This is a genomic window from Brevundimonas sp. GW456-12-10-14-LB3, assembly GCF_059424365.1.
Genome location: NZ_JBWKZJ010000007.1, coordinates 63571 through 82906, shown reverse-complemented (window position 1 = coordinate 82906; position 19336 = coordinate 63571). Strand labels below are relative to the sequence as shown.

The 19336-nt window shown below is 68.5% G+C and carries 20 protein-coding genes; 7 read left to right on the top strand and 13 right to left on the bottom strand.

The annotated features are described in order from the left end of the window. Window positions 1-30: 30 nt before the first annotated feature. Both dnaJ and dapB read left to right on the top strand, forming a co-directional pair. The gene (dnaJ, locus tag AC07XS_RS05070; RefSeq protein WP_182713729.1) at window positions 31-1230 is read left to right on the top strand and encodes a molecular chaperone DnaJ; all 1200 of its coding nucleotides are present in this window, start codon (window positions 31-33) and stop codon (window positions 1228-1230) included. Beyond that, window positions 1227-1976, top strand: a complete 750-nt coding sequence (gene dapB / locus AC07XS_RS05065; protein WP_054764315.1) for a 4-hydroxy-tetrahydrodipicolinate reductase — start codon at window positions 1227-1229, stop codon at window positions 1974-1976. The genes dnaJ and dapB overlap by 4 nt, the downstream gene beginning before the upstream one ends. Before the next feature lie 31 nt (window positions 1977-2007). Here the strand turns inward: dapB and AC07XS_RS05060 are convergent, their stop codons facing one another. Further along, window positions 2008-2373, bottom strand: coding sequence for a hypothetical protein (locus AC07XS_RS05060; RefSeq protein ID WP_182713730.1), 366 nt, complete (start codon window positions 2371-2373; stop codon window positions 2008-2010). Window positions 2374-2508: 135 nt separating this feature from the next. Between AC07XS_RS05060 and AC07XS_RS05055 the strand changes: the two genes are divergently transcribed. Both AC07XS_RS05055 and AC07XS_RS05050 read left to right on the top strand, forming a co-directional pair. Next, the gene (locus AC07XS_RS05055; protein ID WP_182713731.1) at window positions 2509-3447 is read left to right on the top strand and encodes a DMT family transporter; all 939 of its coding nucleotides are present in this window, start codon (window positions 2509-2511) and stop codon (window positions 3445-3447) included. Between the two features lie 207 nt (window positions 3448-3654). Further along, window positions 3655-4698, top strand: a complete 1044-nt coding sequence (locus AC07XS_RS05050) for an aspartate-semialdehyde dehydrogenase (RefSeq protein WP_182713732.1) — start codon at window positions 3655-3657, stop codon at window positions 4696-4698. A gap of 16 nt (window positions 4699-4714) precedes the next feature. Here the strand turns inward: AC07XS_RS05050 and truA are convergent, their stop codons facing one another. The 10 genes from truA to AC07XS_RS05000 all read right to left on the bottom strand — a co-directional run bounded on the left by truA (window position 4715) and on the right by AC07XS_RS05000 (window position 12287). Beyond that, a complete protein-coding gene (truA, locus tag AC07XS_RS05045) occupies window positions 4715-5458 on the bottom strand; it encodes a tRNA pseudouridine(38-40) synthase TruA (protein ID WP_182713733.1) in 744 nt (247 codons plus the stop codon). Then, window positions 5458-6381, bottom strand: coding sequence for a methionyl-tRNA formyltransferase (gene fmt, locus AC07XS_RS05040; protein ID WP_182713734.1), 924 nt, complete (start codon window positions 6379-6381; stop codon window positions 5458-5460). The genes truA and fmt overlap by 1 nt, the downstream gene beginning before the upstream one ends. An 18-nt stretch (window positions 6382-6399) precedes the next feature. Continuing rightward, the gene (locus tag AC07XS_RS05035; RefSeq protein ID WP_182713735.1) at window positions 6400-6642 is read right to left on the bottom strand and encodes a hypothetical protein; all 243 of its coding nucleotides are present in this window, start codon (window positions 6640-6642) and stop codon (window positions 6400-6402) included. Further along, window positions 6642-7220: a peptide deformylase gene (gene def, locus AC07XS_RS05030; RefSeq protein ID WP_182713736.1), complete on the bottom strand. Its 579-nt coding sequence runs from the start codon at window positions 7218-7220 to the stop codon at window positions 6642-6644. The genes AC07XS_RS05035 and def overlap by 1 nt, the downstream gene beginning before the upstream one ends. A gap of 64 nt (window positions 7221-7284) precedes the next feature. After that, window positions 7285-7542, bottom strand: coding sequence for a hypothetical protein (locus AC07XS_RS05025; RefSeq protein WP_182713737.1), 258 nt, complete (start codon window positions 7540-7542; stop codon window positions 7285-7287). Window positions 7543-7610: 68 nt separating this feature from the next. Then, window positions 7611-8012 carry an acyl-CoA thioesterase gene (locus tag AC07XS_RS05020; RefSeq protein ID WP_182713738.1) on the bottom strand — a complete coding sequence of 134 codons (402 nt, stop codon included), beginning with the start codon at window positions 8010-8012 and terminating at the stop codon, window positions 7611-7613. 113 nt (window positions 8013-8125) lie between these two features. Further along, window positions 8126-8788, bottom strand: a complete 663-nt coding sequence (locus AC07XS_RS05015; protein WP_182713739.1) for a hypothetical protein — start codon at window positions 8786-8788, stop codon at window positions 8126-8128. Window positions 8789-8793: 5 nt separating this feature from the next. Then, window positions 8794-9966: a polysaccharide biosynthesis/export family protein gene (locus AC07XS_RS05010; RefSeq protein ID WP_182713740.1), complete on the bottom strand. Its 1173-nt coding sequence runs from the start codon at window positions 9964-9966 to the stop codon at window positions 8794-8796. A 31-nt stretch (window positions 9967-9997) separates the two neighbouring features. Next, window positions 9998-11287, bottom strand: a complete 1290-nt coding sequence (locus AC07XS_RS05005; RefSeq protein WP_224764298.1) for a glycosyltransferase family 4 protein — start codon at window positions 11285-11287, stop codon at window positions 9998-10000. A 7-nt stretch (window positions 11288-11294) separates the two neighbouring features. Next, window positions 11295-12287 (bottom strand): KpsF/GutQ family sugar-phosphate isomerase, encoded by a 993-nt coding sequence (locus tag AC07XS_RS05000; protein WP_054764326.1) that lies wholly within the window; start codon window positions 12285-12287, stop codon window positions 11295-11297. Between the two features lie 168 nt (window positions 12288-12455). On the opposite strand from AC07XS_RS05000, the gene otsB reads away from it, so the two are divergent. From otsB to AC07XS_RS04985, 3 genes are read left to right on the top strand one after another with little or no spacing between them, the layout of a single operon-like run. Continuing rightward, entirely contained in the window at window positions 12456-13214 is a 759-nt protein-coding gene (gene otsB / locus AC07XS_RS04995) for a trehalose-phosphatase (protein ID WP_227976023.1), read from the top strand. 4 nt (window positions 13215-13218) lie between these two features. Further along, on the top strand, window positions 13219-15003 hold the full coding sequence (locus tag AC07XS_RS04990) for a glycoside hydrolase family 15 protein (protein ID WP_182713741.1): 1785 nt from the start codon (window positions 13219-13221) through the stop codon (window positions 15001-15003). Between the two features lie 42 nt (window positions 15004-15045). Beyond that, on the top strand, window positions 15046-16458 hold the full coding sequence (locus AC07XS_RS04985; RefSeq protein ID WP_182713742.1) for a trehalose-6-phosphate synthase: 1413 nt from the start codon (window positions 15046-15048) through the stop codon (window positions 16456-16458). A gap of 13 nt (window positions 16459-16471) precedes the next feature. On the opposite strand, the gene AC07XS_RS04980 is transcribed toward AC07XS_RS04985, so the two are convergent. Further along, window positions 16472-17452, bottom strand: coding sequence for an esterase-like activity of phytase family protein (locus AC07XS_RS04980; protein WP_182713743.1), 981 nt, complete (start codon window positions 17450-17452; stop codon window positions 16472-16474). After that, window positions 17449-19332 (bottom strand): cobaltochelatase subunit CobT, encoded by a 1884-nt coding sequence (gene cobT, locus AC07XS_RS04975; RefSeq protein WP_182713744.1) that lies wholly within the window; start codon window positions 19330-19332, stop codon window positions 17449-17451. The genes AC07XS_RS04980 and cobT overlap by 4 nt, the downstream gene beginning before the upstream one ends. Between the last annotated feature and the right edge of the window lie 4 nt (window positions 19333-19336).

Genomic DNA, 19336 nt, shown 5'->3' with positions numbered 1-19336 from the left:
GGCAGGGGAAGTAATGAGGACTGACGCCCGATGGCGCGTGACTATTACGAAATTCTGGGCGTCGAGCGGACGATCGACGCCGCCGGCCTGAAATCGGCCTATCGCAAGCTGGCCATGATCCACCACCCGGACCGGAACGGCGGCTCGGAAGAGTCCATGGCCAAGTTCAAGGAGATTTCCGAGGCCTATACGGTCCTGTCCGACGACCAGAAGCGGGCGGCCTATGACCGGTTCGGCCACGCCGGGGTCAACGGCGGCGGGGGCGGCAATCCCTTCGGCCAGGGCCAGGGCTTCTCCGACCTCAACGACATCTTCTCCCAGGTCTTCGGCGACGCTTTCGGGGACGCCTTCGGCGGCCGCCAGGGCCGCGGCCAGCAGGGCGGACCGCGCCGCGGCTCGGACCTGCGCTACGACCTGGAGATCTCGCTGGAGCAGGCCTATCGCGGGGCCGAGGTCCAGATCGACGTGCCCGCCACCCTGACCTGCGAGACCTGCGAGGGTTCGGGGGCCAAGCCGGGCACCAAGCCCGTCACCTGCACCACCTGCAACGGCGCCGGACGCGTGCGCCAGGCCAACGGCTTCTTCCAGGTCGAGCGGACCTGCCCCCGCTGCCACGGCGCGGGCCAGATGATCGCCGACCCGTGCACGACCTGCCACGGGCACGGCCAGGTGCGGAAGACCCGCACCCTGAACCTGAAGATCCCCGCCGGCGTCGATGACGGCTCGCGCATCCGCCTGACCGGCGAGGGCGACGCCGGCCAGCGCGGCGGCCCGCGCGGCGACCTGTACGTCTTCCTGTCGGTGACGCCACACGACCTGTTCGAGCGCGACAACCTCGACCTGCTGGTCACCGTGCCCGTGCCGATGACGGTGGCGGCTCTGGGCGGCGAGATCGACGCCCCCTGCCTGGTCTCCGACGCCTGCGACGGCAAGTGCAAGGCCGCCGTCCAGGTGCCCGCCGGCGCCCAGACCGGCAAGACCGTGCGGATCAAGGGCAAGGGCATGCCCCATCTGAACGGCCGCGCGCGCGGCGATCTGGTCGTCGAACTGTTCGTCGAAACCCCCACCGACCTGACCCCGCGTCAGAAGGAATTGCTGCAAGAGCTTGCCCTGTCCTTCGGCGAGGCGCAGAACCCCCGGAATTCCAGCTTCGCCGGCAAGGCGAAGCGCTTCTGGGCCGACATCCTGGGCAGCCAGGATGCGGACGGGTCGAAAGAGAACGCGGTTTGAGCGCCATCTTCCACGCCGGCATTTCCGGCTATCGCGGCCGGATGGGTCGCGCGGTGTCACAGGTTCTGGATGCGCGCGAGGACGTCGTCGTCGCCGCCCGGTTCGACTGGGGCGAGACCGCCGACATCTCCCTGTGCGACGTCATCATCGACTTTTCGACGCCGGACGCCTCGGTCGCCCTGGCCCAGTCTGCGGCCGAGCGCGGCGGCCCGGCCCTGGTCATCGGCTCCACCGGCTTCACCCCGGCCCAGGAGGCCGAGCTGATGAAGGCCGCCGAGAAGATCGCCATCGTCAAGAGCGGCAACTTCTCCCTGGGCGTGAACATCCTGATCGGCCTGGTCCAGCACGCGGCCCAGCGTCTGGACGCCCAGGACTGGGACATCGAGATCACCGAGGCCCACCACCGCCGCAAGGTGGATTCTCCGTCCGGCACCGCCCTGATGCTGGGCGAGGCCGCCGCCGAGGGCCGCTTCACGGACCTGGCCGAGATCCGCTCCAAACCCTATGACGGCGTCCAGGGCGAGCGCGAGACCGGCAAGATCGGCTTCTCCTCGATCCGGGGCGGCGGCATCATCGGCGAACATACGGTGCTGTTCGCCTCGGAAGACGAGGTCCTGACCCTCAGCCATTCGGCCATCGACCGGTCGCTTTTCGCCAAGGGGGCTGTGGCGGCGGCCGCCTGGGTCCGCACCCGCCGCGCCGGCCTTTACGACATGCAGGACGTGCTGGGCTTCCGGCAGGCTTGAAGCCGCGCCCGGCCGCCCGAGCCCGCTGAACTCAGTGCAGCACCCTGCGGCGCCCGAAGGCCGCGCCCGTCAGCAAGGTCTTGATGAAGAAGAAGACGGCGATGACGATGGCGTAGCCCAGGAACAGGGCCAGGCCCGTCAGCCAAAACCCCGCCGTCAGGATGGCCGGCAGGGCGAAGTCGCCGCCGTTCAGGACGGGCAGGACGGCCAGGACGATCAGATGAACCAGGGTCGCCCCCAAGGCCGTTGAGCCCAAGGATCGCCAGTCGACCATCATCAGGGCGGCGATCACGGCGATGATCAGACCCATGACCTGATTGACGCCGTCGAAACCGGCGCTGGCCAGGCCCAAGAGGCCGTTCAGAAATTGACCGATCTGATCCAGCAGATTTTCCATAGAGCGCCTCCGAACCCTGTCGATGTTGCAGCGAAGCTTGCCGATCCGGAGGCTTAACGCGGCCGGATGGAAATCGCTCCGCCGGGGTGGGCGGCGGCGACGCGAAGGCCTATGGGTTCCTGCGACAGGAGCGGCATGAGCAAGACGACCGGAAGCGAAGACATTGCGAGGGGCATCGCCCTTCGAATCGCCGCGGCGGGCGCCTTTTCCATCATGGCGGCGGTTCTGAAACTGGCCTCCCTGGACGGGGTCACCGCGCCGGAGATGCTGTTCTACCGCGCCTTCTTCGGCCTGCCGGTGGTGTTGATCTGGGTGCTGACCCAGCCGGGCGGCCTGGCGGGCCTGGCCACGCGCCGCCCCCTGGCGCATCTGGGCCGCAGCGCCCTGGGCGTCGCCTCCATCCTGTGCGTCTTCCAGACCCTGACGCTTCTGCCGCTGGCCGAGGCCACGACCATCAGCTTCACCGCCCCGATCTTCGCCACCATCCTGTCCTTCCTCATTCTGAAGGAGGCGGTCGGCCCCCGGCGCTGGGCGGCGGTAGCGGTCGGATTCATCGGCGTGCTGATCGTCACCCGCCCCCTGTCGCTTGTTTCCGGGGCGAACTCAGCCCCCTTGCCTTTGGCCGGCGTCGGCTTCGGCCTGGCCGCCGCCCTTCTGACGGCGGCGGTCACGATCACCCTGCGGCAGCTGCGCGACACCGAACATGTGGCGGCGATCGTCTTTTGGTTCTTCGTCTGCTCGTCCATCGTCGGCGCCCTGCTTCTGCCCTTCGTCGGCCGGATGCACGCCCTGACGACCTTCGCCCTCCTGGCCGGGTCGGGCCTGGCGGGCGGCGTCGCCCAGCTGTTGATGACCGCCTCCCTGCAAAAGGCGCCCGTCGCCGTCGTGGCCCCGTTCGACTATCTGCAGATTCTCGGCGCCGTCGCCTTCGGCGCCTGGCTGATGAAGACCACCCCGACCGCCGACACCCTGGCCGGCGCCGCCCTGATCGCCGCCAGCGGCCTCTATACGGCTTGGCGTGAACGTGTCCGCCGCCGCCAGGCCCTGTTGCAGACGACCGCCCCGCCCGTCTGAGGTTTACAGACCGGGGTTTCGGTCCTAGACAGCTTAGCTGTGACCCTCTCCATGACCAAAGCGATTACCCTGAAAACCACCGGCTTCGGCGGGGCGGTTTCGGGTATGCGCGAGGTCTGAAGCGCCCACTCGAACCCAGCCCCGCCGATGCGCGGGGCGGTCGATCCGGCTGAACCCCGCGCCTCCACCCTCCCAGGAGACGCCTGAATGTCCTTTTCCCCGTCCAACCCGCCCCACGTCGGTATCGTCGGCGCCACCGGCCTCGTCGGCGAGATGATGCGCGGCCTGCTGGCCGAGCGGAACTTCCCTCTGGCCTCGCTGCGCCTGTTCGCCTCGGCCCGGTCGGCCGGTAGGACGATCCGCTTCGGCGAGACCGAGATCGTGGTCGAGGATGCGGCGACCGCCGACTACGCCGGTCTGGACATCGTCTTCTTCTCGGCCGGCGGGGATACGTCCAGGGCCCTGGCGCCCAAGGTGGCGGCCGCTGGGGCGGTGGTGATCGACAACTCGTCCGCCTGGCGCAGCGACCCCCAGGTGCCGCTGGTGGTGGCCGAGGTGAACCCCCACGCCCTGGCTGACCTGCCCAAGGGGATCATCGCCAACCCCAACTGCACCACCATGGCCGCCATGCCGGTGCTGAAGCCCCTGCATGACGCGGCGGGGCTGAAGCGCCTGACCGTCTCGACCTATCAGGCCGTCTCGGGCGGCGGGATCGAGGGCATTCGCGTGCTGGAGGACCAGGCGCGCGCCATCGTGGGGCAGGGCGCGGCCCTGGCCCGCGACGGCGGGGCCGTGGACTTCGGCGCGCCGGAAAAGTGGGTCGTGCCGATCGCCGCCAATGTGGTGGCCCTGAACTACAAGCTGGGCGAGGACGGCTATACCGACGAGGAGCTGAAGCTGCGGGACGAGAGCCGCAAGATCCTGGACATTCCCGGCCTGCCGGTCTCGGGCACCTGCGTCCGGGTGCCGGTCTTCACCGGCCACTCCCTGTCGATCAACGCCGAGTTCGAGCGCGCGATGTCGGTCGAGACGGCGCTGGACTTGCTGGCTCAAGCGCCGGGCGTGGTGGTCACGGCCGTGCCGAACCCGCTGGAGGCCGCAGGCCAGGACCCAGTCTTCGTCGGTCGGGTGCGTCCCGACCCGACGGTCGAGCACGGCCTGGCTCTGTTCGTCTCGAACGACAATCTGAGGAAGGGCGCGGCCCTGAACGCGGTTCAGATCGCCGAGGTGCTGGTTCAGCAGCGCGGCTGACCGGTCTAGGCGGGGTTCAGTCGTAGCGCACGCCGCTGAGATAGAGCCCCGCCGAGGGGGCGACGGGGCCGCACCGGGCGCGGTCCTTCGCCTCCAGCGCCGCCTTGACGTCACGGGCGGTCCAGCGGCCCAGACCCACCTCCACCAGGGTGCCGGCCATGGACCGGACCTGGCGGTGCAGGAAGCTGCGGGCCTGAAAGACCAGATGCACCTCCTCGCCGAACCGGCTGACGCGCGCCACGTCCAGGGTCTTGACCGGCGACTTGGACTGGCAGCCCACGTCGCGGAAGGTGGTGAAGTCGTGCAGGCCGACCAGAACCTGGGCCGCATGGTGCATGGCCTCGGCGTCCAGGCTCTTCTTGACGTGCCAGACCCGGTCCCGCTCCAAAACGGGTTGAGGACGGCGGTTCAGGATCCGGTACAGATAACCCCGGCCGGTCGCGGAGAACCGCGCGTGCCAGTCGGGATCGGGCGCGTATTCGGCCGCCAGGACGCAGACGTCCTGTTTGATCAGATGGGCGTTGACGGCGTTCAGCACCGTATCGACCGGCCAGTCGCGCTCCAGATCGGCATGGATCACCTGGGCCGTCGCATGGACGCCCGTGTCGGTGCGGCCGGCGGCGGCGATCCGCACCCGCTCGCCTGAAAAGGCCAGTATGGCGGCCTCGACCGCGCCCTGCACCGTCGGCTGGTCCTCCTGAGCCTGAAAGCCGTTGTAGGCCGTGCCGTCGTATTCCAGGGTCAGCTTGTAGCGCGGCATCAGCCGAGCACAGTCCCGGCCGGCAGGGCAAAGCCGCGCAGCATCTCATCGGCCGATTGCGCCGCCTTGCCCTCGCGCTGAACCCGGATCAGCCGCACAGCGCCGGTCCCGCAGGCCACGGTCAGGGCGTCGTCCAGCACGGTTCCAGGCGCGCCCGATCCCTCCGCCAGGGCCGACAGCAGGGCCTTGATCCGAACCGGGCCGGCTTCCGAGGGGGCCTCGAACCAGGCGCCGGGGAAGGGCGACAGGCCGCGGATATGGGCGTCCACCTCGGCCGCCGGGCGGGTCCAGTCGATGCGGGCCTCGGCGGGGGTGATTTTCCGGGCGTAGGTGGGTTCGCCGACCTGTTCGGTTGGCGCGACGCCGCCGCGCTCGATGGCGGCCAGGGCGCGGGGCCACAGGGCGGCGCCGACATGGGCCATGCGCTCGGACAGGCTGGCGGCCGTGTCGTCGGGCCGGATGTCCATGATTTCGCTGAGCAGGATCGGCCCTTCGTCCAGGCCCAGGCTCATCTGCATGATCTGGACCCCGGTCTCGGCATCGCCGGCCATGATGGCCCTCTGGATCGGCGCGGCCCCGCGCCAGCGGGGCAGCAGCGAGCCGTGCAGGTTCAGGCAGCCCAGTCGGGGCGCGGCCAGCACCTGGGCGTTCAGGATCTGGCCGTAGGCGACGACGCAGGCGGCGTCGAGGTCCAGGCTCTGGAAGTCGGCGACGGCCTCGGGCGACTTCATGCTCTCGGGCGTGAAGACCGGCAGACCCATGGTCTCGGCGAAGGCGTGAACCGGCGACGGCGTCAGCTTCCGGCCCCGGCCCTTCGGGCGCGGCGGCTGCGAATAGACGGCGACGATCTCGTGGCCCGAGGCGAGAAGCTCGGCCAGGGACGGCACGGCGAAATCTGGAGTTCCCATGAAGGCAAGGCGCATGGGCTCGCCTTTAGAGGTTTACTGCCAGCGGGTGAAGACGCCGCCGCCCTCATCCCACTCGCCGCCGGCGTCCAGGGCGTCGTCGAAATCGAGCAACCGGTCCAGCAGCAGGCCCGCCACCACGCCCAGCAAGGCCACGCCGGCGAGGGTCGCGACCCCGGCGACGCCAATCTTCTGGCTGCGCGTCAAGCGACGGCGCCCTTGGGTGTCGATGACCAGGGGCTGGCCGCGCCGGATGGGGCGAGGGTTGCGCTTCGTCATCAGGCGGCGATCCTGTCCTTGGCGGCCTTCTTGACCTTGGTCACGGCGCGTTCCCGCTTCAGCCGCGACAGGTGGTCGATGAAGAGCACGCCGTTAAGATGGTCCATCTCGTGCTGGATGCAGACGGCGTAGAGGCCCGAAGCCTCTTCCTCCACCGACTGACCGTCACGGTTCAGATAGCGAATGCGGACGCGGGCCGGGCGTTCCACCTTGTCGAAATACTCGGGGATGGACAGGCAGCCCTCTTCATAGGTGTAGAGTTCGTCCGACGCCCACAGAATCTCAGGATTGGCGAAGAAGCGCGGGTTCCGGCGCGCCTCGGCGGCCTCCGGCGTGTCTTCCTCTTCCGTTTCGCAGACCGTTCCGTCGCGATCGCCCAGGTCCATGACGATGACCCGGTCCAGGGCGCCGACCTGAACGGCGGCCAGGCCGATGCCCGGCGCCGCGTACATGGTCTCCAGCATGTCGTCCATCAGGGCGCGCACGGCGTCATCGACAGCGGCCACCGGCTGGGACACCTGTTTCAGGATCGCCAGGTCGGCGGCATTGTCGATGGTGAGGATACGTCGGATGGCCATGGTCGGGACGTAGGCGCGACCTGGCGACAGGTCAAGATTTCCGCCGTCGGAGGGGCCTGCCCCCTCAAGCGCGCAGGATGACGCTCAAGACCCCCCACACCGTCCAGCCGACGGCGCAGGCCAGGACGACGGCGCCCAGACCCATGGCCTTAAAACGGCTCTTGGCCAGGGCTGCGAATCTTTGAGGGTCCTCAGCGCGGCGAATCGTCTGACGCCGATGGCCGCGCGTCTGGATTTCGCCGGAGGAGACCGCGCGAATCCAAGGGATGGCTTCGCGCAGGATCAGAAACAGACCGGCGACATAGGCAGCGATGATGATCATGACGTCCCCCGGTCGAAACTAGTCTGAAGCCGGAGACGGAGTCGAGGCCTGGCGGGCGGCCTGCGGCTCTATTCCTTGCCCGGCAGGGGGCGCGGCTTGCGGTTCTGGTCGATGGCCACATAGGTGAAGACGCCCTGGGTCACGCGCACAGACGTAGCCAGCGGCTGACCGCGCGACCGCTTCCAGGCCTCGACATGGATGCGGATCGAGGTGCGGCCCGTGCCGATGACCTTGGCGTAGATGCTGACCTCGTCGCCGACGGAGACGGGCTGGTGAAACACCATGCCGTCCAGGGCCACGGTGGCGCAGCGTCCCTGGGCCAGTTCAAAGGCAGGAGTCGCGCCGGCCACGTCCATCTGGGCCAGCAACCAGCCGCCGAAGATGTCGCCTTCGGGGTTGGTGTCGGCCGGCATGGCGATGATCCGGCCGACCGGCTGGGTTTCGGGGGGGAACTGGGGCGCGTCGGACATGGGAGGCTCTGGCGTTCGAGGACAGCTCGCTCTTAGATCAAGTTTGCGCGATACAAAACAGAGCCGGCAATATTGTTGCGAGTTACGCCGCCTGCAGAAACGGGCCGCCCGCCTCAGCCCGGCTTGGCGGGCTTATACGCCGTTGCAGCGGAGGCGGCCTTGGACCGGCGCTTCCTAGGGGGCATGGCTGCCGGTTCGGTCGAGGGTTTGGCCGAAGGCTTGCGGGGCGTCTTGCGGGGCTTGGGTGCGGGTGGGGCCGCCGACGCAGGCGCGGCCTTGGCGTCCCTCAACGCCCGCCAGGCCCCGCCGAGTTCCATGGCGACCAGCAGATGATCTTCGGTCAGAACACCCCTCCGCGCGAGGCGCAGATCGGCGATCTCGTTCAGCAACCGTGACGCCGCGCGCAGGTCGGGACGATCGGATCGCGCGCCCAGGTCCTGAAGCCGGGCGAAGCGCCAACCCGTCTCCGGCGGATGCTCCAAGGCCAGGGCGAATCGCACCTGAGGCGTCAGATTCGCAGCGACGAAATCCCAGACGGTCTGGTTCGGCGCCCGACGATAATGGCCGGGGCGGGTCGGGAGGCCGGCGCGGGCGTAGACCTCCAGGGCGCCCGCCTCGATCTCGTCCAGCGCCTGATCCAGAGGCGAGGGAGCCTCCGAGGGGATTTCCGCAGGACGGACGAAGGGGTCTGGGGCGCCGGCCGGATCGACCATATCAGTCGCGACTGCGGCGGCGCGCCCCGTCAGCCGGGACAGAAGGGCGCGCCACGCCTGCACGGGCGTCAGTCGACGTTGATCGCGCTGGTCACCGACACGTCATAGACGACGCGGGTCACGCTCTGAACGAACTCGAAGAATTTGCGCGCCTCTGCCGCGCCGGCCAGGGGCACATAGATCACGTCCTCGGGCATGATCTCCAGATTGGTGGCGGCGAAGACATTGGCGGCGTTGTTGAAGTCCAGCTGATAGACCACCGGCACCCCCTTGGGCGTGGCCGGCTGGTTGATCCCCAGAGCCTGGGCCACCTCCGGTCGCTCGAAGCGGAAGACCATAACGCGCCGGGCGTTGGCGGTGGCGGTGTTCAGCCCTCCGACCTTGGACATGGCACCCGTCAGGGTCATGGGTCCGGCGGGCATGTCGACCTGCGTGACGGCGTTCAGAGCGCCGAAGGTGGAGAACCGACGCGGCTTGTACTGGACGTTGATCACGTCGCCCCTTTGCAGGCGCACGTTCTCGCTGAACTCGGTCGTCACGGCCGACAGGGGGGCGGTGTAGGTCTGCCCGCCGCGCTGGATGCTGATCGTCAGATCGTCAGTCGGGCGGGCCGATCCGCCGGCGGCGGCGATGACGTCCAGAATCCGGTCGCTGTTGACGCCCAGCGGCGCACGCCCCGGCTGGCGAACGTCGCCCAGGACGTTGACGGTGTTGGAGGCGTTGCCGGAGATCCCCACCAGAACCTGGGGATTGGCGACCTTGCCGACCAGGGCGCGGCGGATCGCGGCCGCCGCCTGGGTCGAGGTCAGGCCGACGACGCGGACCGGACCGGCGAAGGGCACGGAGACCGAGCCGCTGCGATCGACCGTGACGCCCGGAAGGGCCTGGGAACCGCCGGACAGGCTGGGAACCGTGCGCGCCGAAGCCGACGTCCCGCCCAGGCTGCCGCCGAACAGGGCGCCGGAGGGATCATAGATCGAGATCGCCAGCGTATCGCCCTCGCCGATCACATCGACCGGCTGTTCGCTGGAAGCGGCCGCCAGGGTGCCGAAGAACTGAGGCGGCACCGCCTTCATCCGCTCCGTCACCTCATAGGTCAGGGGCACGAGGGCGTAGCTGCCCAGGGCCTGGGCTGTAGAGGCCCCAGCGTCGATGGAAGCGCCCGAGGGCCCGTCGCGCGGCAGGGTGGAGCACCCGCTCAGGATGGCGACGATGGCAAGCGGCAGGATGGTGCGAGTCATGGAAACGGATCGGCCCTTGTTCGCGCGTTGATTACCCGCCTTTCGCACCGCCCGCCAGAGGCGAGGCCGCCGCCAGGCCGACCGCCCGAGCGACGATGTCGAAATGGGCTTCCCACGACGGCGCAGCGCGACCTTCCGAGGCGGCGGGCGGAGACGTCATGGTCGCCCGCTCGATCGCCGCCAGCCAGCCCAGCCCGTCCAGGGGATCGATCAACTCGGCTTGGGGCGTCAGTTCCCTGTGCGGCGGAATGTCGGAGGCGATCAGGGGGCGGCCCATGGCCACCGCCTCGACCGCAGGCAGGTCGAACCCCTCGACCGACGAGGGCGCCAGCACCGCCCGCGCGCCCCGCATCAGGCGCGCCAGCACCTCGTCGGACAGGTTGGCCGCCTGGTGAACGATCCCCCGCAGATTGGGCGAGCGCTGCAGATGATCCAGCACCGCCTCATTCTCCCAGCCGTAGCGCCCGACCAGGACCAGGGAGGGGGTGCGTTCGCCCAGCCGTTCCTCCAGCCGCCGCCACAAGGTCAGCAACAGGGCCAGGTTCTTTCGCGCCTCTATGGTGCCCACATGGACGAAATAAGGACGGCTGGTCGCCACCGCATCGCCGGCGACGAAGGCCGGTTCCAGGCCCAGGTGCGCCACATGGACCGGCGGCTGCGGCAAACCTTCTCGCGCCGCAAAGGCCCGCAACTCGTCGCGGGTATAGGCCGAGTTGACGATCACCCGACTGGCGTGACGCAGGGCGTGGGTCACTCGGGCGTGGTGTTTGGCGCCGTCGCCCGGCCGACAGAACTCCGGATGGGTGATGGGGATCAGATCATGGATCAGAACGACCCGTTCCACACCCGCCGCTTCCAGATCCCTCAGAGCGTCGGCCTGATGCAGGGTCGTATGGCCCACGTTCAGATAGAGGTCGGCGGCCGGCAGGGGCGCGACGTGACGGGATTTGAAGAACTGTTTCAACACCCGTCCCTTGTCCGCCGGCTTCTCACGCTCCGGCGGGGGCGGGGGACTGATGACAGACTCTGCGGGTCGGGCGGGGGCGGCCAGAGCCTCGAGCAACAAGGCTTCATGCGCCACGTCGGCGGGGGCGACGCCCGCCCCGCTCCAACGCGCGCGCAGATCGACCACGAAGTCCCGGAACCACTCGGGCTGGACGGCGACCAGGCGGTTCTTGCGCCCGCGAACCGGCAGGGTGACGACGTCGGGCCGTGACAGCAGCCATTCGGCATAGGCCAGACAGACACGATCGACGCCGGTGGGGGCGGAACGTTCGGCCCGGCTCATCAGCCGGCTGGCGTCATAGAGGATACGCATCATCAGCGGCTCAGGCGACGTAGCCGGCCTGCATCAGTTCCGCGATATGGACGATGGCGGTCGGCCGCCCCTCCTCCACCACAAACAGATTGGAAATCTTGTTCGCGGTCAGCAGGTCGACGACGTCGCTCATCCGCGCGTCCGGATCGACCGTGATCGGATTGGCCCCCATGATGTCGGCGGCGGTCAGGCCGGTGATGTCGCGCTGGAAGGCGCGACGCAGGTCGCCGTCGGTGACGATCCCCGCCAAGGCGCCGTCCGCCTTCAAGACGGCGACCGCCCCCTTTCGGCCTTCCGTAATGGCTGAGACCACTTCGCTGAAGCTGGCGTTCAGCGGCACGCTGGCCGGGGCCGCGGCGTTGTCGCCCATCCATTCCCGCACGCTTTGCAGGCTCATGCCCAAGGCGCCGCCGGGGTGGTGCAGACCGAAATCCAGGGCGCTGAACCCGCGCCGGTCCATCAGCACCATGGCCAGGGCGTCGCCCAGGGCCAGGGTCATCAGGGTCGAGGTGGTCGGCGCCAGGCCGTTCGGACAGGCCTCAGCCACCTTGGGCATGGTCAGGCAGACCGCGGCGTTGCGTCCCAGGAAACTGGTCGGACGCTGGGTGATGGCGATGACCGGAATGCCGTTGCGCTGGCAGAAGATCAGCGGATCGCGCAGTTCGCGGCTCTCGCCCGAGTTGGAGATGGCCAGGACCGTCACATCCGGTCGCAGCATGCCCAGGTCGCCGTGGCTCATCTCCGCCGGATGGACGAAGAAGGCGTTGGTGCCGGTGGACGCCAGGGTGGCGGCGATCTTGCCGCCGATGTGGCCGGACTTGCCGATGCCGGTGACGACCACATAGCCGGGGCGGCTCATGATCACATCCACCGCCCGCGCGATCGAGACGTCGATCATCCGCTCCAGCGCTTCCAGCGCCTCGATGTTCAACCGCATGACCTCGCGGGCGCGCCCCGTCATGGCGGCGATGTCTTCGGGCGAGGAATGGGCGATCTCGGTCATGTTTGGTCAGGCCCGCGGCCGGGCTCTCCTTGTTTCAACGCACGGCCGCAGACAGTCCCCTCGGCGGCGCGCACCGCCTCTTTCAGACGACTTTGTCGCTTTCGGGTCAACCTTTGCCGCTTTGGCGCGTTATGGGGGCCTGGGGAAGCCGTAAAGAGTCAGATACCTATGCCGTCTCACGCCGGAGCCGCCGATCTGTTGTTGCCCCGACCGCCGGTCGCCGCCCAGGGAATCGCCCTGTTCCTCGACCTGGACGGCGTCCTTGCGCCCATGGCGCCGACGCCGGACGAGGTCGGTCCCGTGGCGCGCCGCACGGCCGTGCTGAAGGCGGTGCAGGATCGCCTCGACGGCCGGGTGGCCGTGGTCAGCGGCCGCACCATAAGAGAGATCGACCGGATCACCGACCGGGCCCTTGAATCCGCCTCGGGCGTTCATGGACTGGAGCGGCGCCTGAAAGGCGGCCCGGTCCAGAGGACGACGGCCGACGCCGCCGTCGCCAGGGCTTTGGACGCCTTTCACGCCTTCGCCGCTGACCGGCAGGGAGTGATCGTCGAGGACAAGGGAGTCTCTGCGGGCCTGCATTATCGACTGGCGCCCGACCAGGGCGCGGCGGCGCAGCGACTGGCCCGGCAGCTGCAGGCCGAGACAGGCCTGGCGCTGCAGCCTGGCCATATGGTGCTGGAGTTGAAGACGCCGGGCGCCGACAAGGGCACAGCCGTCGCCGCCTTCATGCAGGAGGAGCCGTTCAAGGGGGCGACCCCCGTCATGCTCGGCGACGACCTGACCGATGAACATGGTTTCGAGGCCGCCGCCGCCCTGGGCGGCTATGGCGTGCTCGTCGGGCCTGAGCGCGAAACCGCGGCCCGCTATCGCCTGGACGACGTGGACGACGTCCTGACCTGGCTGGAAGCGGTGGCGGGGGCCTGAATCGATGACGCCCAATCTCGATCTCTTCCCCATCGGCAACTGCGCGATCAGCGCCCTGATCGACCGTCAGGGTCGGTTCGTCTGGGCCTGCGCCCCGCGCGTCGACGGCGATCCCGTCTTTTCGGCCCTGATGAACGGAGAGGCGCCCGAGCATGGCTACTGGGCCATTGAGCTGGAGGGGCTGAAACACGTCAGCCAGGCCTATGTCCGCAATACGCCGGTGCTCAAGACCGTTCTGACGGCCGAAGACGGGGCCGCGGTGGAGATCATCGACTTCGCCCCGCGCCATCCGAAACATTCGCGAACCTACCGCCCCCTCGCCTTCGGGCGGATCATTCGACCGCTGCACGGCACGCCGCGTATCCGCGTCCGGCTGCGCCCCTCGTCCGACTGGGGCGCGCGGCGGGCGCCCCACACCTCGGGCTCCAATCACATCCGGTTCCTATGCCCGGACGTCACCTTCCGTCTGACGACCGACTGTCCCGTCTCTCACGTTCTGGAGGAGCGGATCTTTCGGCTGGAACGGCCGCACGCCTTCTTCTTCGGCCCGGACGAGGGCTATGATCAGGATGTGGGACCGGGGGTTCAGGCCGCGCTGGACCGCACGGTCGCCTATTGGCAGGACTGGGTCCGCAAACTCTATCTGCCGCTGGACTATCAGGAGGCCGTCATCCGTGCGGCCATCACCCTGAAGCTCTGCGCCTATGAAGAGACCGGCGCCATCGTCGCGGCCATGACCACCTCCGTTCCCGAATTCAAAGAGAGCGGGCGCAACTGGGACTATCGCTACTGCTGGATCCGCGACGCCTATTATACGGTGCGGGCGCTGAACCGGCTGGGGGCGGTCGACATTCTCGAGAACTACCTGGGCTATCTGCGCAACCTCGTCGACGCCTCGGCCGGCGGCCATGTCCAGCCGGTCTATGGGGTGGGGCTGGAGCCGGGCATCGGCGAGAGCATCGTCGATACGGTCGAGGGCTATCGCGGCATGAAGCCGGTGCGGATCGGCAATCAGGCCCATGAGCACCTGCAGCACGACGTCTACGGTCAGATCGTCCTGCCCCTGGTCCAGGCCTTCTATGACCAGCGCCTGCTGCGTCCCGGAACGATCGAGGATTTCCACGCCCTGGAGAAGGTCGGGGAGCGGGCCTTCGCCATGCACGACCAGACCGACGCAGGCCTGTGGGAGTTCCGCACCATCGCGCGGGTTCACACCTATTCCTCCGTCATGTGCTGGGCGGCCTGCGACCGTCTGGCCAAGGCGGCGGATCATCTGGGCCTGCAGGCCCGCGCCGACGTCTGGCGTCAGCGGGCGGCGGCCATCCGAGAGCGGATCGAGGCGGAAACCTTCCTGACGGACGAGGGGCGTTTCGCCGCCAGTTTCGGCGGGCGCGAACTGGACGCCTCCCTGCTGCAACTGACGGATCTGGGCTTTCTGGACGCGCATGATCCGCGCCAGGTGGCCACCTTCGATGCGATCGAGCGGGATCTGAAAAAAGGACCCTTCCTGTTTCGCTATGTCGAACCGGACGACTTCGGCGAGCCGGAGACCGCGTTCAACTTCTGCACCTTCTGGTTCATCGAGGCCCTGCATCAGAACGGCCGGGTGGAGGAGGCGCGCGCCATATTCGAAGAGATGCTGGCCCGTCGCACCCAGGCCGGCCTCTTGAGCGAAGACATTTCCGTCGAGGACGGGGAGCTGTGGGGCAACTACCCCCAGACCTACTCCCTGGTCGGGATCATCAATTGCGCCGTGATGTTGAGCCGATCCTGGACCGACGTGCGTTGATCTTTCTGGTCCCGGGGCTGGGATCGCTGCCGAAGTGAAGTCATGAGCCGTCTCATCGTCGTATCCAACCGGGTTTCGGCCCCGACCGATCCCGCTGCGGGCTCCGCCGGCGGCCTGGCCATGGCCCTGTCTGCGGCCCTGCGAAAATACGACGGCCTCTGGTTCGGCTGGTCTGGAGAGACGATCGACAGCTTCACCGGCGAGATGAAGGTGGAGGACCGCGCCGGCGTGACCGTCGGACTGGTCGATCTGGAGCCCCAGGACGTCGAGGAATATTACAACGGCTACGCCAACAAGACCCTGTGGCCGCTGTTCCACCACCGGATCGACCTGGCCCAGTACGAACGCTCCTACGGCGAGGGTTATGAGCGGGTGAACCGCCGCTTCGCCGAGGTTCTGGCGCCGGTGATCAAGCCGGACGACGTCATCTGGATCCACGACTACCATATGATCCCCATGGCGCGGGATCTGCGTCGTCTGGGCGTCCGCAACCGGATCGGCTTCTTCCTGCACACCCCCTGGCCGACGCGCCAGCTGCTGGTGACCCTGCCGCATCACCGGCGGCTGGTGGAGTCCATGTTCGACTTCGATCTGATCGGCTTCCATACGCGCGAATGGTGCGACCTCTTCACCGACTATGTGGTCAGCGAGGCCCAGGGCGAGCTGTTCGGTCATGGCGGGCTGGAATGTTTCGGCCGCCGGGTTCAGACCGGCGTCTTCCCCATCGGCATCGATGTGGACGGCTTCCTGGCGGCGAAGAACTCGACCCTCGGGGCCCGGACCTATGATCGGATGGCGGCCTCGGCGGCCTTCCGCGCCATGATCGTCGGCGTGGACCGGCTCGACTATTCCAAGGGGCTGGAGGAGCGGCTGCTGGGCTATGAGCAGTTTTTGCAGGACAATCCGTCGATGCGCGGCGAGGTCTTCCTGCTCCAGGTCACGCCGATCTCGCGGGACGATGTGGATTCCTATCAGGACATGCGGGCGCGGCTGGACGCCCTGGCCGGGCGGGTCAACGGGGCCTTCGCCGACATGGATTGGCAGCCGATCCGCTATCTGAACCGCACCTACCGCCGCGACCAGCTGGCGGGGATCTATCGCGCCGCCAGGGTTGGGCTGGTGACGCCGCTGCGCGACGGGATGAACCTGGTCGCCAAGGAATATGTCGCCGCCCAGAACCCCGACGATCCCGGCGTCCTGATCCTGTCCCGGTTCGCGGGGGCGGCGGAACAGATGCGTGAGGCGCTTCTGGTCAATCCCTACAGCCGCGAGGAGCTGTCGGACGCCATCCAGAAGGCCCTGACAATGCCCCTGGCCGAGCGGGTGCGGCGATGGGAGGCCCTGATGCAGGTAGTGCGCAACACCGACGTGGGGATCTGGCGCGACGCCTTCGTCAAGACCCTGCTGGCGATCGAGGGCGAACCGGAAAAGGCCCAATGGGCGGGCGCGGCCTGATCTAGCGCCGCATCTAGCGAATATCGAAGGCCAGAAGCAGGGTGCGCTGAGCCGGATTGGCGTTGTCGTCCGACACAAGGTAGAGCCGGGTCCCCTGGCCGCGCCGCTCAGCGGCGACGCCTTCGAAATTGTCCGTCGTGCCGGGCAGTTTCAGTTCGATCAGCACCGGCCCCAGCGACCCATCCGGCGCCATGCGGCGCACCCGGCCCCGCATGTCGATCGGCGGCGTATAGCGGCGCTCCACCACGAACCAGCCTTCGCCGGACGGATCGCGATCCAGACCGGTGAAGCGATAGTCGGAATCGCGGGGCGCCTCCGCCGGCGGCGAGACGACGGTGCGGCAGCCGCTGGCGGTGCAGTCCCAGACCCCGCCGCCTTCGCCCACCGCGCGCCAGCCCTGGGTTTGGCCCAGCGAGGCGGCGAGACCCTCCATGCCTTCATTGTCCGCAAAGGCTGCGTCGGGCGCGGAAACGGGACGAGGCGCACGAATGGCCGACAACGGGCCATAGTTCCAAATTCGATGGCGACGTTCGAAGCTGATCAACAGGTCGCCGGAGCGGGTCAAAGCCAGCCCTTCCGCATCGCCGTCGATCTTGGCGGCGATGGGCCGTCCGTCTTCCAACGTCAGTTCGCGCGACGCCAGTCTGTCCAAGCCGATCAGACGGCCGCGCGCGTCCAGGCGCAAGACGCCGCGAACCAGATCCCCCGCGTCGGACACGGCGATAAAGCCGCCGTCGCCGCTCAGTTTGAGATCGGAAAGCCCGTGCAGCGGCGATCCCAGGCCGGCGACGATCTCGATCCCGCCCGCGAAACGCACGCCGGGCGCCAGGACGGCCCCGGGCAGGCCCAGACCGACCGGCTTCAACGCGGCGGCGGCGAAGGACCAGCCGTCTTCGTCTGACAGGGACGGTTGTGGCGGGCCCAGAGTCGCGGCGCAGGCCGTCAGGGCCAAGGCCGCCCAGGCCGCCGCGAGACGCGGTAGACGACGTCTCATGCGGCGATCTTCTGACGCGGCCGGCGCGCGGCCGGGGCGGCGACGTCCGCCTCGAACAGCTCGGCCAGTTTTTCGGTCATGGCGCCGGCCAGCTGTTCCACGTCGACGATGGTCAGGGCCTTGCGGTACCAGCGGGTCACGTCATGGCCGATGCCGATGGCCAACAGTTCGACCGGCGAGCGATCCTCGATCTCGGCGATGACCTGGCGCAGGTGCTTGTCCAGATAGAGGGCGGCGTTGGCCGACTGGGTCGAGTCGTCGACCGGCGAACCGTCCGAGATGACCATCAGGATGCGCCGCTGCTCGGTGCGGGCCAGCAGGCGGTTGTGCGCCCATTGCAGGGCCTCGCCGTCGATGTTCTCCTTCAGCAGGCCCTCGCGCATCATCAGGCCGAGGTTCTTCTTGGCCCGGCGCCAGGGTGCGTCGGCGGCCTTGTAGATGATGTGACGCAGGTCGTTCAGCCGGCCCGGATTGGCGGGTTTGCCGGCGCTGATCCAGGCCTCGCGGCTCTGTCCGCCCTTCCAGGCCCGGGTGGTGAAGCCCAGGATCTCGACCTTGACGCCGCAACGCTCCAGCGTGCGGGCCAGAATATCGGCGCAGACCGCCGCCACCATGATCGGCCGCCCGCGCATCGAACCCGAATTGTCGAGCAGCAGGGTCACGACCGTGTCGCGGAACGGACTCTCGCTCTCGGCCTTGAAGGACAGGGGCGCGGTCGGGTCGGTGACGATCCGGGTCAACCGGGCCGTGTCCAGCATCCCCTCTTCCAGATCGAAGGTCCAGGCGCGGTTCTGCTGGGCCAGCAGCCGCCGTTGCAGCTTATTGGCCAGGCGCGAGACGAGGCTGGCCAGCAGGGTGAGCTGTTGATCCAGCAGATTGCGCAGCCGCTCCAGCTCCATCGGATCGCACAGGTCGGCGGCGTCCACCACCTCGTCATAGGCGGTGGTGAAGACGCGGTAGAAGTCGACCGCCCGGCCGTCGTCGGCGGTCTGCTGGCGATTGGGCTGCTGGCCCTCGTTCAGTTCCGGCCCGTCCTCTGCGCCTTCGCCTTCAGGGTCGGCGGGGGCGCCTTCGGGGCGGCTCTCGCGCTCCTGCTCCGACGACTGATCGTCGGCGTCGCCCTCCATGGACTGGGAGCCCTCGCCGCCCCCCTCTTCCTCGTCCTCGTCCGGCTGATCGTCGGCGTCGGGCTCCTGGGGATCCGGCTCCTGCTCGCCCGGATCGTCTGAGGCGTCCTCGCCCTGGCCGTCGCCCGGGTCCAGGTTCAGGGCGCGCAGCACTTCGCGCAGCTTTTCGGCGAACAGAGCCTGGTCGCCGGCGGTCGCGGTCAGGGCGTCCAACTGATCGCCCGCCTTGGCCTCGATGCCGGCTCGAACCAGATCCAGCAAGGATTTGGTTCCGTCGGGCGAAGGCCGGCCCGTCAGCCGTTCACGCACCAGGAGGGCCACGGCCTCCGAAACCGGCGCCCGTTCGGGCTCGAGGATGCGAAGCGCCCCGGTCTTCTCCAGCCGCGTCACCAGGGCGGCGTCCAGATTGTCCCTGACCCCCGCCAGGAATTCGGAGCCCACGGCCTCGACCCGCGCCTGTTCAACCGCGTCGAAAACCTCGGCCGCCTGGGTGTCGGCGGGGCGCATACGGGCGTCGATCCCCGCGTCATGATTGGCCAAACGCAGGGCCAGGCGGTCGGCCTGGCCTCGCAGGGACGCGCTCTCGTTACCGGAGGGGTCGCGTGGGGGATGCGGCAGAGTCAGAATCCCGCCAGCCAGCTTGGGTCCGTCCGACCCGAACACCACCTCCAGCTCAGGCTGCTCGGCCAGGGCGCGGGCGGCGTGGCTGAGCGCGCGTTTGAAGGTTTCGGCGGGAGTGTCCGGGGCGGCCATGCTC

Excerpts from the sequence above, each read along its gene's own strand:
- dnaJ (WP_182713729.1), top strand. The coding sequence starts at position 31 with ATGGCGCGTGACTATTACGAAATTCTGGGCGTCGAGCGGACGATCGAC.
- AC07XS_RS05060 (WP_182713730.1), bottom strand. The coding sequence starts at position 2,373 with ATGGAAAATCTGCTGGATCAGATCGGTCAATTTCTGAACGGCCTCTTG.
- AC07XS_RS05055 (WP_182713731.1), top strand. The coding sequence starts at position 2,509 with ATGAGCAAGACGACCGGAAGCGAAGACATTGCGAGGGGCATCGCCCTT.
- AC07XS_RS05050 (WP_182713732.1), top strand. The coding sequence starts at position 3,655 with ATGTCCTTTTCCCCGTCCAACCCGCCCCACGTCGGTATCGTCGGCGCC.
- truA (WP_182713733.1), bottom strand. The coding sequence starts at position 5,458 with ATGCCGCGCTACAAGCTGACCCTGGAATACGACGGCACGGCCTACAAC.
- fmt (WP_182713734.1), bottom strand. The coding sequence starts at position 6,381 with ATGCGCCTTGCCTTCATGGGAACTCCAGATTTCGCCGTGCCGTCCCTG.
- AC07XS_RS05035 (WP_182713735.1), bottom strand. The coding sequence starts at position 6,642 with ATGACGAAGCGCAACCCTCGCCCCATCCGGCGCGGCCAGCCCCTGGTC.
- def (WP_182713736.1), bottom strand. The coding sequence starts at position 7,220 with ATGGCCATCCGACGTATCCTCACCATCGACAATGCCGCCGACCTGGCG.
- AC07XS_RS05025 (WP_182713737.1), bottom strand. The coding sequence starts at position 7,542 with ATGATCATCATCGCTGCCTATGTCGCCGGTCTGTTTCTGATCCTGCGC.
- AC07XS_RS05020 (WP_182713738.1), bottom strand. The coding sequence starts at position 8,012 with ATGTCCGACGCGCCCCAGTTCCCCCCCGAAACCCAGCCGGTCGGCCGG.
- AC07XS_RS05010 (WP_182713740.1), bottom strand. The coding sequence starts at position 9,966 with ATGACTCGCACCATCCTGCCGCTTGCCATCGTCGCCATCCTGAGCGGG.
- AC07XS_RS05005 (WP_224764298.1), bottom strand. The coding sequence starts at position 11,287 with ATGATGCGTATCCTCTATGACGCCAGCCGGCTGATGAGCCGGGCCGAA.
- AC07XS_RS05000 (WP_054764326.1), bottom strand. The coding sequence starts at position 12,287 with ATGACCGAGATCGCCCATTCCTCGCCCGAAGACATCGCCGCCATGACG.
- otsB (WP_227976023.1), top strand. The coding sequence starts at position 12,456 with ATGCCGTCTCACGCCGGAGCCGCCGATCTGTTGTTGCCCCGACCGCCG.
- AC07XS_RS04990 (WP_182713741.1), top strand. The coding sequence starts at position 13,219 with ATGACGCCCAATCTCGATCTCTTCCCCATCGGCAACTGCGCGATCAGC.
- AC07XS_RS04985 (WP_182713742.1), top strand. The coding sequence starts at position 15,046 with ATGAGCCGTCTCATCGTCGTATCCAACCGGGTTTCGGCCCCGACCGAT.
- AC07XS_RS04980 (WP_182713743.1), bottom strand. The coding sequence starts at position 17,452 with ATGAGACGTCGTCTACCGCGTCTCGCGGCGGCCTGGGCGGCCTTGGCC.
- cobT (WP_182713744.1), bottom strand. The coding sequence starts at position 19,332 with ATGGCCGCCCCGGACACTCCCGCCGAAACCTTCAAACGCGCGCTCAGC.